The organism is Paraglaciecola sp., assembly GCF_039943935.1.
Lineage (GTDB): Bacteria > Pseudomonadota > Gammaproteobacteria > Enterobacterales > Alteromonadaceae > Paraglaciecola.
Window position 1 is genome coordinate 137,715 of the sequence record NZ_JBDUZQ010000010.1, and the last position, 14,310, is coordinate 152,024.

The 14,310-nt window shown below is 40.1% G+C and carries 16 protein-coding genes; 7 read left to right on the forward strand and 9 right to left on the reverse strand.

Going from position 1 to position 14,310, the window contains the following annotated elements:
• Position 1 precedes the first annotated feature (1 nt).
• Positions 2 to 1,102, forward strand: coding sequence for a beta-ketoacyl synthase N-terminal-like domain-containing protein (locus ABJD71_RS06405; RefSeq protein ID WP_348166272.1), 1,101 nt, complete (start codon positions 2 to 4; stop codon positions 1,100 to 1,102).
• The gene (locus tag ABJD71_RS06410; protein ID WP_348166275.1) at positions 1,099 to 1,707 is read left to right on the forward strand and encodes a hypothetical protein; all 609 of its coding nucleotides are present in this window, start codon (positions 1,099 to 1,101) and stop codon (positions 1,705 to 1,707) included. The genes ABJD71_RS06405 and ABJD71_RS06410 overlap by 4 nt, the downstream gene beginning before the upstream one ends.
• On the opposite strand, the gene ABJD71_RS06415 is transcribed toward ABJD71_RS06410, so the two are convergent.
• Positions 1,704 to 2,132, reverse strand: a complete 429-nt coding sequence (locus tag ABJD71_RS06415; protein ID WP_348166278.1) for a DUF2141 domain-containing protein — start codon at positions 2,130 to 2,132, stop codon at positions 1,704 to 1,706. The genes ABJD71_RS06410 and ABJD71_RS06415 overlap by 4 nt on opposite strands.
• Before the next feature lie 127 nt (positions 2,133 to 2,259).
• Between ABJD71_RS06415 and ABJD71_RS06420 the strand changes: the two genes are divergently transcribed.
• The 5 genes from ABJD71_RS06420 (at position 2,260) to ABJD71_RS06440 (ending at position 6,402) form a co-directional block, all read left to right on the forward strand.
• Positions 2,260 to 3,174: a dialkylrecorsinol condensing enzyme gene (locus tag ABJD71_RS06420; protein ID WP_348166281.1), complete on the forward strand. Its 915-nt coding sequence runs from the start codon at positions 2,260 to 2,262 to the stop codon at positions 3,172 to 3,174.
• A gap of 1 nt (position 3,175) precedes the next feature.
• The gene (locus ABJD71_RS06425) at positions 3,176 to 4,321 is read left to right on the forward strand and encodes a beta-ketoacyl-ACP synthase III (RefSeq protein ID WP_348166284.1); all 1,146 of its coding nucleotides are present in this window, start codon (positions 3,176 to 3,178) and stop codon (positions 4,319 to 4,321) included.
• Between the two features lie 2 nt (positions 4,322 to 4,323).
• A complete protein-coding gene (locus tag ABJD71_RS06430; protein WP_348166287.1) occupies positions 4,324 to 4,725 on the forward strand; it encodes a hypothetical protein in 402 nt (133 codons plus the stop codon).
• The gene (locus ABJD71_RS06435) at positions 4,725 to 5,747 is read left to right on the forward strand and encodes a BtrH N-terminal domain-containing protein (RefSeq protein ID WP_348166290.1); all 1,023 of its coding nucleotides are present in this window, start codon (positions 4,725 to 4,727) and stop codon (positions 5,745 to 5,747) included. The genes ABJD71_RS06430 and ABJD71_RS06435 overlap by 1 nt, the downstream gene beginning before the upstream one ends.
• Before the next feature lie 70 nt (positions 5,748 to 5,817).
• Positions 5,818 to 6,402, forward strand: a complete 585-nt coding sequence (locus ABJD71_RS06440; protein WP_348166293.1) for a hypothetical protein — start codon at positions 5,818 to 5,820, stop codon at positions 6,400 to 6,402.
• A gap of 72 nt (positions 6,403 to 6,474) precedes the next feature.
• Here ABJD71_RS06440 and ABJD71_RS06445 read toward each other — a convergent pair whose 3' ends face one another.
• The 8 genes from ABJD71_RS06445 to ABJD71_RS06480 are packed head-to-tail and all read right to left on the reverse strand — an operon-like array spanning position 6,475 to position 14,309.
• A complete protein-coding gene (locus ABJD71_RS06445) occupies positions 6,475 to 7,701 on the reverse strand; it encodes a beta-ketoacyl-ACP synthase (protein ID WP_348166296.1) in 1,227 nt (408 codons plus the stop codon).
• The gene (gene fabG, locus ABJD71_RS06450; RefSeq protein ID WP_348166299.1) at positions 7,701 to 8,426 is read right to left on the reverse strand and encodes a 3-oxoacyl-ACP reductase FabG; all 726 of its coding nucleotides are present in this window, start codon (positions 8,424 to 8,426) and stop codon (positions 7,701 to 7,703) included. The genes ABJD71_RS06445 and fabG overlap by 1 nt, the downstream gene beginning before the upstream one ends.
• 2 nt (positions 8,427 to 8,428) lie before the next feature.
• Positions 8,429 to 8,884 (reverse strand): 3-hydroxylacyl-ACP dehydratase, encoded by a 456-nt coding sequence (locus ABJD71_RS06455; RefSeq protein ID WP_348166302.1) that lies wholly within the window; start codon positions 8,882 to 8,884, stop codon positions 8,429 to 8,431.
• Positions 8,877 to 10,064, reverse strand: a complete 1,188-nt coding sequence (locus tag ABJD71_RS06460; RefSeq protein ID WP_348166305.1) for a beta-ketoacyl-[acyl-carrier-protein] synthase family protein — start codon at positions 10,062 to 10,064, stop codon at positions 8,877 to 8,879. Before ABJD71_RS06460 ends, ABJD71_RS06455 begins: the two co-directional genes overlap by 8 nt.
• Entirely contained in the window at positions 10,065 to 11,309 is a 1,245-nt protein-coding gene (locus ABJD71_RS06465) for an NAD(P)/FAD-dependent oxidoreductase (RefSeq protein WP_348166307.1), read from the reverse strand.
• A 35-nt stretch (positions 11,310 to 11,344) separates the two neighbouring features.
• Positions 11,345 to 11,776 (reverse strand): acyl-CoA thioesterase, encoded by a 432-nt coding sequence (locus tag ABJD71_RS06470; RefSeq protein ID WP_348166310.1) that lies wholly within the window; start codon positions 11,774 to 11,776, stop codon positions 11,345 to 11,347.
• Positions 11,766 to 13,316, reverse strand: a complete 1,551-nt coding sequence (locus ABJD71_RS06475) for an aromatic amino acid ammonia-lyase (protein WP_348166313.1) — start codon at positions 13,314 to 13,316, stop codon at positions 11,766 to 11,768. The genes ABJD71_RS06470 and ABJD71_RS06475 overlap by 11 nt, the downstream gene beginning before the upstream one ends.
• Positions 13,317 to 14,309, reverse strand: coding sequence for a family 2 glycosyl transferase (locus tag ABJD71_RS06480; protein WP_348166316.1), 993 nt, complete (start codon positions 14,307 to 14,309; stop codon positions 13,317 to 13,319).
• Position 14,310: the final 1 nt, after the last annotated feature.

Sequence of the window (14,310 nt, forward strand, 5' to 3'; positions counted from 1 at the left end):
AATGGCAATCTACATTCACTCTAGTGTTTCTCATTCAGCTTGCGGCAATAGTACTACTGACTCATTAACTTTTAATGACCGCCCCAATATTTCAGTTGCTATGCCTAATCAAGAAAATGTTCCTTTTTATGGTATGCACAGCTTAAGTATCGATTCATCTGAAGTAAGAGTGTTTAGCACCCTTACAAAAGTTACCCAACAACTGATAGAGAAAACTGGGCTAAGCCAAGAGGACCTTAAACACACGGCCCTAATGTTAGGTTCAACTTCGTTAGATATTGGCACAATAAAACCTAATCCAGGCCCAGCTATTTGGGTACCTAAGATAGATCGTCTTAGCGAGCACTTGCAACAAACACTAGGGCTAAGCCTCTGCCATATGGTATTTAATACAGCGTGTACCGCAAGTATAAACGCACTGCTTTATGGGAAAGGCTTACTTGAAAACACTAATATAAAGCAGGTTATTATTATTGGATGTGAGTTTTACAATCACCTCACCCTCGATGGCTTTCACTCTCTAGACTTAATATCAGAGAACAAAATAAGCCCATTCGAATACCAAAGAGATGGCTTAATGTTAGGAGAAGGAATAGGCGCGCTGCTATTAAGTAAAACTCCACCTAAGCGCCAACACTACTTTAGTGTTTTAGGGGGATATTCAGCCTGTGATACATCTAGTTTAACTATGACGGCAGAGGACGGTAGTCATATTAACTCTGTGCTAGAACACACTGTGGAAAATTCAGGCTTACATCCAACTGATATCGATCTCGTTAAGGTACACGGCACTGCAACTTACAATAATGATATTTCTGAATACCATGGCCTGAAACAATATTTTGAAACGCCCCCCCCCATCATTGCACTCAAACCCTATATTGGACATACACTTGGAGCATGCGGCGCACTTGAAATTGCCCTTATGGATGAATTATTAAATACACATTATTTACCTGTACCAGACACTCAAGATGAAAATCTTATGCTCCCTTTTGCCCCTGTTTCTGGGCAGCTTAATACTTACAAACATGTTCTAATCAATCATTGTGGCTTCGGTGGGAATAATGCAGCTCTCGTTTTAAAGGCAGAACACCAATGAAGTTAACTATTATTCGCCAAGCTCACTTTACCCACCCCCGGTCTATGGACAACAAAGCACTGCGGCAACTAGTAAAATCCAATTTTGATGTAGCAGTGCGTAGAATGGATAATTTTACCCTTGCAGGACTAGCTGCGGTAGCCAAGTTAAAGCTAGAGGTTAGCAACCCAGATACTTCATCACTTGTAAGTTGCGCCCCATACTTTTCAGTTGAGTTAGTTCAAAAGTTAATTATTGATGGGCATTCAGGAAAGTCTATTCGTCCCTTAGATTTTGTATCCACTGTGGGTAATGCTGCTAATTTTTACATTGCCAAAGAGTTTAATATTCACGGCAGCAATTTATTTTTAGGTGCAGACAAACAAGCGCTAGAAAAGGCCCTATTGGTCAGCTCTATGGAAGTCATATCTAAACCCTCTCAACGAGTCATTATTTTATTGTGGCAAGAAACTCAAAGTGAAAGAAATTGTTATGCCCTGTTAGCCCAAAATGCTGAGAATACAGCTATCGCTGATATAGAAAACTTTAGTTTCGACGCCATACGCAATGCTAGTAATACAACGCCTTTCGTTATCGATATAGGAGAGCCTAACTCTCAGTTTTAAGATTTATTGCGCTTTTTATGCTGCAACTTTATATGTATTTCTGTTGTGGTAGGGGTAACCTCAAAACAAGCCTCAGATGGCAAAGGCTCACCAAAAATCAAAATAGGGTTGTTAGCAAAACCAACGGGCTCTTTAGGCAATCCCATAGGGCTTTTATCTAATTTATTGTTACCATTTACATCCACAAAACTACGAGCGCACATTTCACCTAGCTCTACATTTTTCAATATAAAAAACTGTGTATTCTGATCCCCATTCATCTCAAAATCATGGCTAGCAATAGCAACTGTATGCTGCCAACTTTCTTTGAAGTCTAAGTCGCCAGCAAGCTTATATAGCTCAATATGTAACTGAGCTTGTTTAGGCTTTTTACTAGTGACCTGCACCTTTATATCAATAGCTAAAGCAGTAGAGAGAGTTAACATGAACAACAAGCATAGTAAGAAGATTTTGGTTACAAGAATTGACATTTTCATCATTAACTAAGAGTTCACATTGAGACATGGTTCAGTATAATACTGGTTTACTGAGGAAGGAACAATCAGCTAATCCATGCGTAAAATACTGACTATTTGTTATACCCAAACAGGGCAATTGTCTAAAATTAAAGACTCTATCTGCCAGCCACTTGAAGATTCTAAACAAATCTCGATGGAAACAATCGTAATTAAACCTAAGGTAGCCTTTCCTTTTCCTTGGCCCTTTTTAAAGTTTTTTCGTATTTTTCCTGAAACGGTTGTGATGGAACCAGTAGAGCTAAACCCTATCGCACCACAATATGATGAATATGATTTAATTATCCTGACCTATCAAGTTTGGTTTTTATCACCTTCTATCCCAGTTGCTTCTTTTTTACAATCACCACAAGCCCAAGCATTGTTTAACAATACACCTGTGGTAACCGTTATTGGTTGTCGAGGAATGTGGTTAATGGCCCAAGAAAAAGTAAAAAGCCTGCTTACTGGTCTGAACGCTAAGTTAGTAGATAACGTAGTGCTAAGTGATGATTGCGGCGCATTTTTTAGCTTTTTAGCTACGCCTCTATGGATGCTAACCGGCAACAAAAAGCCTTTATCTTGGGTGCCACCGGCAGGGGTAGGCGAGCAAGATATTATTGATGCAAAGCGTTTTGGTGAAGCAATTAGACAACGCCTAGAGTTTAACCCCGAACCTGTGCAAGAAAGCATGTTAGCGGGTTTAGGTGCCGTAAAAATAAACGAGAAATTGATTGCTAGTGAAAGAGTCGCCAGCCATAGCTTTAATATTTGGTCAAAAATATTACGCAAGCTTGGCCCACAACACAGCAAAAGAAGAGCCATTGGGCTTTCAGTGTACGTAACCTTTTTAATATTATTAATCCTCACTGTGGTACCTATTAGTGCGTTGCTTAAAAAGCTAATTTCGCCTCTGACTAGAAAAAAAATTGTTGCTCAAAAAAAATACTACGCGGAACCATCTGGAGAGTAGAATGAAAAATAATATATATATCACTAAATTATCTGCAGCCCTTCCTAATAAAGCCGTCACTAATAGTGAGATGGAAAAGCGTTTAGGCCTTATTGGTGATAAAAAATCTCGAGCCCGAGCAGTCATTCTTAGAAGCAATGGCATCAAGCAACGTTATTACGCCATAGACCCAGAAACTGGCGAGCAAAATTACACTAACGCTGAATTAGCAGCCAAAGCGGTTCGGGGCTTATTTGCAGAAGATGCCGATTTAACCTCATTTGACAGCTTAGTAGCATCTTCATCTATGCCTGACCAAGTTATGCCTAATCATGCTGCTATGGTTCATGGCGAGTTAAAAAACCCACCCTGCGAAATCGTGTCAACTTCAGGGGTGTGTTTATGTGGCATCACGGCCCTTAAATATGCCTATTTGAATATAAAAGCAGGTGAAAGCAAGCAAAGTGTAGTAGTCGCCAGTGAGGTGGCATCTTCCATTATGCATGCTCGTAATTTTGACTCTGAGCATCAACATAAAATTGATACCTTAGCCGACCACCCTGAAATGGCTTTTGAAAAAGATTTTTTACGCTGGATGCTATCTGATGGCGCGGGTGCCGCATTACTAAGCGATAAAGCCAATACCGATGGCTTATCTCTACGTATCGATTGGATAGACAGTTACTCTTTTGCCAACCAACTTGAAGCCTGTATGTATGCAGGAGCTGAAAAAATTGACGGCAAACTCAAAGGGTGGAATACCTACAGCGGAGCCCAAAGAGAGCAAGAGTCAATCATGTCAGTGAAACAAGATGTACGCTTGTTAAACGAAAATATAGTTAAGTTCACCGTAGAAGAAACACTTAAAAAAATCATCGCTAAGCGAGAGCTTAAAACAAGTGATTATGATTATTTTGTGCCCCACTACTCCTCTAATTACTTCCGAGACAAAGTATATCAAAGCTTGGTCAATATTGACTTTGAATTACCTTTTGAAAAATGGTTTACCAACTTACCTCAAAAAGGCAACACAGGATCCGCATCTATTTTTATTATGCTTGAAGAACTGTTTAATTCATCTCAATTGAAAGCGGGTCAAAAGTTACTTTGTTACGTACCTGAAAGCGGTCGCTTTTCTAGTGCATTCATTCAACTAACTGTTGTCTAATTATGCGTGAAGATAAAGTGCCACAAGATAATAGCCCCACCTACGATGGCCATAAAAAGCTAATGTATGCCACGGACAAAGAAGGCCATTACACAGGTGTGCAATCAAGTGGATGGGAGGTAGAGAGTTTCGCCACTTCCATGGCCGTAGAAGATTTAGAGCTATTAACATTAGAAGCCAAAAAAGCAGTCGAAGTAGGCGAGCTGTCTCCTTTGGCTTACCATATGCACAAACACCGTTTTGACATCCCAAATCTAGCACAAGTGAGCGGGTTCTTTCAGTGGCAAGTAAAACGCCACCTTAAACCTAAGATATTTAGTCAATTAAGCCAACGTAAACTAGACATTTATTGTGACGTTTTTGCTCTATCAATGCTGCAGCTTATCAATATTGAAGAGTCCTAATGAATCATATAGAAAATAACTTTGTGCATCGCCAATCATCACATTGTGAAAGTGGTGTTGTGGCGAATATGTTAAGCAATCAGGGCCGTCTATCAATGAGCGAGCCTATGGCTTTTGGCCTAGCATCAGCACTTACCTTTGCATATTTGCCTTTCATAAAAATTAATGGGTTGCCTTTAATTGCATATCGAATGCCTCCTAAAAGTATTATTAAAGGCGTAGCTAAAAAACTAAGTATGACAGTACATAGCCAAAAATTTTCGAGCCCAGAAAAAGGCATGCAAGCATTAGACAAAGAGCTTGAGAAAGGTCATGCCGTAGGCTTGCAAACTTCTGTATATTGGTTGCCTTATTTTCCAGAGGATATGCGTTTTCATTTCAATGCTCATAACCTAGTTGTATATGGAAAAAACGAACAAGGTGATTATCTTATAAGTGACCCTGTTTTTGAAGATGTCGTCACCTGCCCCGCAGACGATCTAAAACGAGCAAGGTTCGCCAAAGGCGCCCTTGCCCCAAAAGGTTTAATGTATGTTTTAGAAGATAATGGACATCAAGTTGAATTAAATGCTCTGATCTATAAAAGCATTAGAAAAACGGCCAAAATGATGAATGGACTGCCCATTCCTGGGGTGTCTTTTTTTGGTATTAAAGGAATACATTACCTAGCAAAACAGATAGTGAAACTAGAGTATAAGCCCATGAAATACACCCGCTTATATTTAGGTAATATCGTAAGGATGCAAGAAGAAATCGGTACAGGTGGAGCTGGCTTTAGGTTTATGTTTGCTAGCTTTTTAGATGAGGCATCGGTTTTAACAGGTGATAATAGGCTGTATGAGCTATCACAGCTAACGACCGAAATAGGCGATAAATGGCGAGAATTCGCCATGCAAGCTGTGTTATTTTGTAAAAAGCGCCAAGATATCTCTTTGCACACTATTGCTGAGACTTTGCAAGAATGTGCCAAAATGGAGAAACAATTGCAGACGAGTTTATTATCTCTATCTGCACTTAAATAATGCCACTCTAGTCGTTATTTTTTATATAGAAATATTAGGGTACGCTAACTAAACCTTAAAAGGACTAAAAATGATGTTACTTACCAAATCAAAATCTCTATTAGCCATAGCAATCGCGGTTGGCTCAATCACCTTAGGGTGTTCTTCAACTGCTGATAGCAACAGTGTAATAAAAGAAGGTGCCACACTGGTAACCCTAGTTAATTTGCACCCTGACAACAAACGAAAAATACTTTACGCAGTCAATTATCAGCTAGATGGCATGATGATCCCTATGTGTTCAAAAGTAGAAATTGAAGATATTGGCGAAAAAGAAGTTGAATTTGTCTACAACGGCGCAACTTACACCTACCTTTGGGACAAGCACACTCGAAAAGCGGGTGAGTCATTGTTGCAAAATATCTCCAACTTTATTGGTACATCATGTGATCAAAGTAAAGTGGCATCTTTAAATGCCCTTGATCAAGCGGGTATTAAATCCGGTAAACCTAGTATAGGCATGACCAAAGAAGGCATTCTTTTCGCTATGGGCCGCCCACCTATTCATGCGACTCCTTCTACAGAAGGTTCAACGTGGATGTACTGGTTAAATAAATTTAAAAAGCAAGCAATTGAGTTTGATGAAAACGGAGTGGTTACTGAAGTTAGACTTTAAGTCACTTATTGAAAATCTATAAAAAACGGCCCTAAAAGGCCGTTTTTATATCGGTCAAGTAATCCGCAATGCTTAGTTTGTTCTCTTAAATATTAATGATGTATTTATACCACCAAATGCAAAATTATTAGACATAACAAAGTCAGTTTCGATCATTGCTCCATCACCAACAATGTAATCTAACTCGCCACATAAAGGGTCTACATTCTTTAGTTGAATTGTTGGCGCAAACCAGTTGTTATTCATCATATGGATACTCGCCCAAGCTTCTATTGCGCCACATGCCCCTAAGGTATGGCCTAAATAACTTTTTAATGAGCTGACTGGCATATTACTTCCCATAACACTGCTAGTGGCTCGGGTTTCTGCAATGTCCCCTTTACCAGTGGCAGTACCATGGGCGCTAACGTATCCGATGTCTTCAGCTGATAACCCTGCATCTAGTAATGCTAGGCGCATAGATACCGCCATCGTCTCGTTATTAGGCTGAGTAACATGCAAGCCATCGGAGTTAGTTCCAAATCCAACCACTTCAGCTAAAATAGGCGCGCCACGAGCGATAGCGTGCTCCATCTCTTCTAAAATAAGTGTGCTTGCCCCTTCACCAATAACCAACCCATCTCTATCTACATCAAATGGTCTCGGGGTTAGTTCTGGGTGGTCTAATTTAGTACTAGTGGCAAACAAGGTATCAAATACAGCTACTTCAGATAAACATAGTTCATCACCACCACCAGCTACCATGACTTTCTGTTTACCAAACTTTATGGCTTCATAGGCATAACCAATACCTTGAGAACCTGAAGTACACGCCGAGCTAGTGGTATGAATCCTACCTTTTATACCAAAAAAGACACCTATGTTCACTGCGGAAGTATGATTCATCATTTTGATATAACTGGTAGCAGTCATACCTGACATATCATGGTGCTTAAGCAAGTCTCCAAACCCAATAAGTGGAGGAGTGGAGCCTATAGATGACCCATAGGCTACACCTGTGTCACCGTTGGTTAACACCTCGGTTCCGAGTAGTTGACTTTCTTGAAGCGCTATCTCAGCGCTACGTGTGGCCATTAAAGATAACCGCCCCATTGAGCGTATTTTCTTACGAGTGTAGTGCTCTGGAACAGAGAAATCAGAGATGGGAGCCGCTAAGTCTGAATGCAGCCCTTTTACATCTTGCCATTCGGGCATACGAATAACGGCATTTTTTTTCTTTTTAAGAGCTGACTCAAAACTTGCCCAGTTATCACCTAAAGCAGTAATTGATGACATGCCGGTTACAACAACTCTTTTCATTAAGCCATTCCACCATTTACAGATAATACTTGTCGACTTATATAAGATGCATCTTCAGACATCAAAAATGAAACCGCACCTGCAACTTCATCAGCTTGACCAGCTCTTCTTAGAGGGATCATTTTCATAATTTCATCCATAGGTAACTCATCTGTCATTCCAGTATCAATTAAACCGGGAGCGACACAGTTAACGGTAATCTTACGTTTAGCTAATTCTAATGCTAAAGCTTTAGTGGCACCAATCACTCCTGCTTTTGAGGCACTATAATTAACTTGCCCTCGGTTTCCTATTACTCCAGAAACAGAAGCCATAGTTACAATGCGCCCTCCTTTTCGAGTGCGCACCATAGGCATAGTAAGCGGGTGCAATACATTATAAATGGCATCTAAATTGGTATGTACGACGTCGTCCCATTCATTTTCAGTCATTGCAGGAAACGCAGTATCTCGGGTTATACCCGCATTACAAACCACGCCGTAATAGGCGCCATTATCTTCTAAATCTTTTTCTAAAATGGCTTTAGTTTGGCTGCGATTAGCAACATCAAATTGCAAACAATAGCTTTCCTGGCCCATGGCCTTAATCGCTTCTACCACATTATTTGCAGCTTCAAGGTCTCCCCTACAATGGACAGTAACATCAAAGCCATCTTTTGCTAATCGCAATGCGGTTGCCTTGCCAATTCCTTTACTAGAACCAGTTACAATTACCCGTTTAGACATTTTTAGGTGTTCTCCTTCAGATACAAATCAGGATTTTCTGGTTCATATACATTAATTTTGGCCTCAATTAGCTTATCTTCACCGCAAACTATCGAGCAATCGAATACACTCAAACCATTTTCTTCTTTAAAGAGCTTAGTGACTTTAGTTTCTAATTGCGTACCTAATATAAATTCACTTACCGCAGCTTTAAAACTGCGGGCGCTCACTAAAAACCCTAAAGCAACCTCACCACCTTCAGCTACCTTATTGGCATTCGCATAAGCAGCTATGCTTTGGGCTAAATATTCTAAGCCGACATAAGATGGTATCGATTTTCTCTCTGGATTATAAAAGTTACTATCTTCTTTAATCTCTAATAAGCAAGAAGCAGAATTTTCGCTGAACTCTTTTAAGTGCTCAATTAATATCATAGGGTGAGCATGCGGCACCACATCTTCTATGGCATATTTATTCATGTTCTAAGCCTATAATTAAACTCACATTATTCCCACCAAATGCAAAGGAGTTACTTAAACAATATTTTAAACTCCCATCGATTTGGCTCCCTGCTTTAACCCAATTTAATTCAGGCATTGCCGAGTCTTTTTCACCATCCCAAATGTGAAGCGGCATCTTTTGTTGCTGTAATGCTAAATAACAAAAAGCTATTTCTGTTGCTCCTGCCGCCCCTAAAGTATGCCCAACACTTCCTTTAGTAGAGCTAACATAAGGGTTATCAGGAAAAACCGACGACACTGCTATCGCTTCCATTTCATCATTTTTTGGAGTAGCCGTACCGTGCAAGTTGATGTAATTAATATCTTGAGGGCTAAGCTGCGCCTGTGTTAATGCATGTTGCATTGCAACTTTGGCCCCGGCACCGTCTGGGTGTGGCGCTGACATGTGATGGGCATCACTAGACTCACCACCAGAACACAGTCTAATATCTGACCTTTGGCGACTTAGTACAGCTAAGGCTGCCGCTTCCCCTATATTGATACCATCACGGTTAACGCTTGATGGATTACAAATACCATCTGAAGTCGATTCTAAAGCACTAAAACCATTTACTGTCATTCCACACAGTGAATCAACTCCACCAACAATAGCAACATCTATTACCCCAGCGCTGATCATCTCTGCCGCTGTTATAAAGGTTTTAGCACTAGATGAGCAGGCAGTTGAAATTACTGATACGTAGCCATCGAGCTCTGCATACTCACTCAAAAACTCAGCAGGGTTTGATAACTCTTGAATACGATAATCATAACTATCAGGAAAACTCTCTGCTTCTAGCCGATAGCTCATTGCCTCTTCTCCTTGAGCAATGCCAGAAGTACTCGTACCCAATATAATCCCAAATCGAGTACTCGCAAATTGTAGTTTAAACTCATTCACAAGGGGCTCAATTTGTTTATAAGCCTGTAATAACAATTGATTATTTCGACTTTGAAAGTGTTTCGGAAACGAGCTTAATTCAGGCAAGCCTACGGTAACTTGCCCAACGAATATCTTACCTTCATGGAGTAAGTCTTCGCGTAAAAGCATTCCACTTTGAGTGCCAGCAAATAAATTTGCCGCGACTTCATCTGCATTTCCACCTAACGGATTGCATAAGCCAATACCATTTATGTATAAAGGTGTCGCGTTATACAACTAATCTGCCTCACATAATTTTGTTAGCATGCGAATGCCTCTAGTTGAGCTTTTCACAAAAGGGTTGGTTTCATCCCAAGCATACCCAGCTAATATTGAAGTTATCATAGGCTTAACCTCTGATTCTTCATCTTGGAAAAAGATTACATTTTGAAAGCTGGTGTCATACCAAGACATCACAAAGGTTTTAAATACTTCAATTCCCTTACGTAATGGAACTTCATACTCGGTTTGCCAATCGATAGTTTCCCCTGATAATTGACGGTCAAGCAATGTTGCAGCAGAAGCAGCGGAGCGCATTGCTATGGTCACACCAGATGAAAATACCGGATCTAAAAATTCTCCAGCATTACCAAGTAACGCAAAACTAGGCCCATGCAAAGACTTAACACTGGCAGAGTACCCCCCAATCATTCGAGCTGGTTGTAACACTTCAGCGGTGGCTAATAGCTCACCTAAATTGTCGTCTTCATGTATAAACTTGAGTAACTGCTGTTCACAGCTCTGAGACTCGTCGAAACACTCTGGACGGGCTACCACACCAATACTCGAGGTACCGTCAGAAAAGGGAATTAACCAATACCAAACATCAGCGATTTCAGGGTGAACTGTGATTAATATTTTTTCACGATCGAAGTTGGCACTCTTAGGAATATTATCTTTCAAGTGCGTAAATACAGCTTTTCTATTGCTAAGGTTACTGGGTAACTCTAAATCCAACATCCGAGGTAAGACTCGGCCAAAACCGCTGGCATCAAGCATGAATTTGGCGTTTAGTTGGTAGCTTCCTAGCTCGGTACTAACTTCTAGGCAGGCACCTTTCTCATCATTCGTTACTGACTGAACCGTTTGCTTGTATCTAAAGTCAGCGCCTGTCTTAGCGGCTTCATCTGCTAATAACTTGTCGAATGCTGCTCGTTTCACTTGATATGTAGTACCTGGCCCTTCAGAGAATTTTTGCTCAAAATTGAAATCTGAACGTTCGCCTTTGCGGTAGAAAGCTGCACCATTCTTATATTGAAAGTTCAGTTCAGAGGCATGTTTAAGCAATCCATCCAACAGACCCGCTTGTTCCACAAATTCCATACAATGTGGCAATAGGCTTTCACCTATTGAAAAGCGAGGAAACTCCTCACGTTCTACAACTACGGTATTCCAGCCTCTATTAGCTAAAATAGCGGCTGCAATAGCTCCTGCTGGACCAGCCCCTATTATGACTACGTCACACGCCTCTGTGTTACTCATATTCCCTACTCCGTATTTAAACCCACAAGCTATTTTTATAATTCATTTATAAATGGCGATAATTTTTCTAATAAACACTGGGGCGTTTCAAATAACATCTCACCATTTGTAATATCTACCGCAACCTGAATGGTATATGCCTTATTTAATATCTTGGCTGTGGCTTTATCTCTGATCACATATTCAATTTTTAACCTACTTTGATACTCAATTAGGTTTGCCTCAACGATAATAAAGTCACTTAATTTTGCAGACGCAACATACTTCAAGCGCATGTCTACAATCGGCCAAATATAGCCTGTGGCTTCCATTTCTAAATAATTGTAGTTAAAAGCTTTTAATAACTCACATCGTGCTGCTTCTAAATACTTTACATAATTTCCGTGCCACACCACCCGCATAGAGTCTACATCATAAAACTGGACTTCCATTTCAGTACTGACACTAAGTATGGCTTTAGCTTTCATATAAAGACCATTTTTGTTGTTTAACAAAGTCAACGGTCTTACGTAACAACTTGTCCGTTGGACGGTCTTCGTCTAATAGCTCAAAAAACTCGCTAATATCATCTAACATGCTTGTCATCTCTGTGGTTAATGATGCCTTTTGAAGCTCTCCACTTCGAATACGCAACCACACGCCCTGCACTGAAGCCAATAACGTTGCAGCAATAACCTGCTCAGTTAATTGTAAAACCCGCAAACAATCCCTAGCGGCTATGGTTCCCATACTCACTTTATCTTGGTTATGACATTCGGTTGAACGGGAAAATACACTGGCTGGCATAGTTAACTTTAATGCTTCAGCGGTCCAAGCAGAACAGCCTATCTGTATTGCTTTAAAACCATGATTGATAAACTTTCTTTCGCCTTGCGCCCCAGACAAGTTAGAAGGCAAACCATGATTCATTTTTACATCAACCATAGTTGCAATTTGTCTGTCGGCTAGGTCAGCTAAGTTAGCAACACAATTTTTTAGTGAGTCCATCGCCATAGCGATATGGCCACCATAGAAGTGCCCACCGTGCAATACATGCTCACCAATGCCATCTATAATGGGATTATCGTTAGCGCTATTAAGCTCATTGGTGATCATACTTTGGAACCAAGGCAAGCTATCTTGCAACACACCAATAATGTGAGGGGCGCAACGAATAGAATATCTATCTTGTAGTCGTTGTGAATTACGTGGATGAGAGTGATGATTGAGGTCCTGTTGAATCCACGCAGCAATTTGGTTTTGCCCAGGGTGAGGCTTTACGCTAAATAAGATATCGTCAAAATGGTTGCTATTACCCTTCAATGCCAAACTGGATAAGGCTGTTATCCTTGCCATTAATTTCGCTAAATAAGTGGCTCTGTCATAGGCTAGACAAGCTAATGCAGTCATTACCGCTGTGCCATTCATAATAGCCAAGCCTTCTTTAGGACGAAGTGTTATTGAGGTAAGCCCTGCTAACTTAAAGGCTTCTGCGCTTGGCATGATTTTATCTTGGTAATAAACATCTCGCTCACCAATCAAGGCTCCCGCTACATATGATAAAGGAGTAAGGTCACCACTTGCCCCTACAGAACCCTCTTGAGGAATAACTGGAATAATGTTTTGATTTAACATAGCCACTAGCAAGTTTAGTAGCTCCCAGCTCACCCCAGAGAAACCTTGAGATAAAGATATCAAGCGAGCAGCTAATATTGCTCTGCCTTCTTCAACACTAAAAAATTCACCTAATCCACAACCATGAAACCGTGTTAAGTGAATAGGTAATTCATCAACCAGTGACAAGGGCACTTCTACAGTACAAGAGTCACCATATCCAGTTGTAACCCCATAGATATGTCCGTCTTCTTCTAGCAATTTATCTAAAAACGTTACGCCTTGGTCGATTCTTTTCCGAAACAGCTCATCTTCAGATAACACAACTTGTGTACCAGACTTTGCAATTTTCACGACATCTTCAATAGAAATCTTATTTGAACCCAAACACACTTTATTCAAGCCTGACTCCATTTAGCTTACTCCCGCTTTATCTATTTTTTGTTTTGGTTGGTTAGGGTTTTCTGCTTCGTTAGCACGCCAGAAATCAAAAAAGTTATTCCACTGATAAGGTTCTTTTAAACAATAGTAACCTAATCTATCGGTATACTTTTCCATCAACATTTGAAAATACTCTTTACGCTCTTTGCGCTTCACTTTAGTGGGCTCAGCAAACTCTTCAATGTAAGTTTGATACTTTCCCTTTTCTGAATTTTTTATACATGTCATAAAAAATACGGGGCATTCCATAATTGTAGCTAAGGCAAAGGGCCCAATAGCTATGGGTGCTGGTTTAGACAAGAAAGGGACGAAATTAACACTGTTTGGGTTATTCACTGAAGTACGGTCTGCAAAAATAACCACTGCTTCACCATCATCTATTTTCTGTTTCAACATAATAGTGTCATCAGGCCCAAAGTTATTCACATGAATAAAATTTATTGCGGCATCTGGATTAATTTTTTTGAGAAAATTATTAAATGAAGGCGCATGCTCGTTGTAAGTAATAACGTTGAGCTTTTTCTTATTTTCACCAGAGCTAAAAATAGCCCTACATATTTCCATATTACCTAAGTGGGCACTTAAAATTACCGCCCCTTGGTTAGAGGTTAATTTGTTATAAACCTCAGAATTCATAATTTCAATGTCTTCAATATGAATTTTACCTAACCAGGCATCGAACTTATCCACAATCGCTAATCCGAAGGAAATAAATACCTTAAATGCATGGCGATGTAACCTATAACCTTTAGATGGTGTGACGCCTCGAGTGGTTTCTAATTGTATCCAATAGTCTTTAATGGCGTGCCTTGCAATGCGCCCGGTAAAATAAAAATAAAGCATCACAGGAAACAAACATATCTGAAAAAGCCCTTTACCAAAGACCTTGTAGATAAAAACTAGGCATTGAATACCGAACATGCTGCCACGCTCTTTCAGTGTTGACCAATGTTGATTTTGTTCCATG

What these genes read in the sequence shown, in the direction of transcription:
- ABJD71_RS06435 (WP_348166290.1), top strand. Translation starts at nt 4,725, where the DNA reads ATGAATCATATAGAAAATAACTTTGTGCATCGCCAATCATCACATTGT.
- ABJD71_RS06465 (WP_348166307.1), bottom strand. Translation starts at nt 11,309, where the DNA reads ATGAGTAACACAGAGGCGTGTGACGTAGTCATAATAGGGGCTGGTCCA.
- ABJD71_RS06405 (WP_348166272.1), top strand. Translation starts at nt 2, where the DNA reads ATGGCAATCTACATTCACTCTAGTGTTTCTCATTCAGCTTGCGGCAAT.
- ABJD71_RS06420 (WP_348166281.1), top strand. Translation starts at nt 2,260, where the DNA reads ATGCGTAAAATACTGACTATTTGTTATACCCAAACAGGGCAATTGTCT.
- ABJD71_RS06425 (WP_348166284.1), top strand. Translation starts at nt 3,176, where the DNA reads ATGAAAAATAATATATATATCACTAAATTATCTGCAGCCCTTCCTAAT.
- ABJD71_RS06430 (WP_348166287.1), top strand. Translation starts at nt 4,324, where the DNA reads ATGCGTGAAGATAAAGTGCCACAAGATAATAGCCCCACCTACGATGGC.
- ABJD71_RS06415 (WP_348166278.1), bottom strand. Translation starts at nt 2,132, where the DNA reads ATGTTAACTCTCTCTACTGCTTTAGCTATTGATATAAAGGTGCAGGTC.
- ABJD71_RS06470 (WP_348166310.1), bottom strand. Translation starts at nt 11,776, where the DNA reads ATGAAAGCTAAAGCCATACTTAGTGTCAGTACTGAAATGGAAGTCCAG.
- ABJD71_RS06445 (WP_348166296.1), bottom strand. Translation starts at nt 7,701, where the DNA reads ATGAAAAGAGTTGTTGTAACCGGCATGTCATCAATTACTGCTTTAGGT.
- ABJD71_RS06480 (WP_348166316.1), bottom strand. Translation starts at nt 14,309, where the DNA reads ATGGAACAAAATCAACATTGGTCAACACTGAAAGAGCGTGGCAGCATG.
- ABJD71_RS06440 (WP_348166293.1), top strand. Translation starts at nt 5,818, where the DNA reads ATGATGTTACTTACCAAATCAAAATCTCTATTAGCCATAGCAATCGCG.
- ABJD71_RS06410 (WP_348166275.1), top strand. Translation starts at nt 1,099, where the DNA reads ATGAAGTTAACTATTATTCGCCAAGCTCACTTTACCCACCCCCGGTCT.
- ABJD71_RS06475 (WP_348166313.1), bottom strand. Translation starts at nt 13,316, where the DNA reads ATGGAGTCAGGCTTGAATAAAGTGTGTTTGGGTTCAAATAAGATTTCT.
- fabG (WP_348166299.1), bottom strand. Translation starts at nt 8,426, where the DNA reads ATGTCTAAACGGGTAATTGTAACTGGTTCTAGTAAAGGAATTGGCAAG.
- ABJD71_RS06455 (WP_348166302.1), bottom strand. Translation starts at nt 8,884, where the DNA reads ATGAATAAATATGCCATAGAAGATGTGGTGCCGCATGCTCACCCTATG.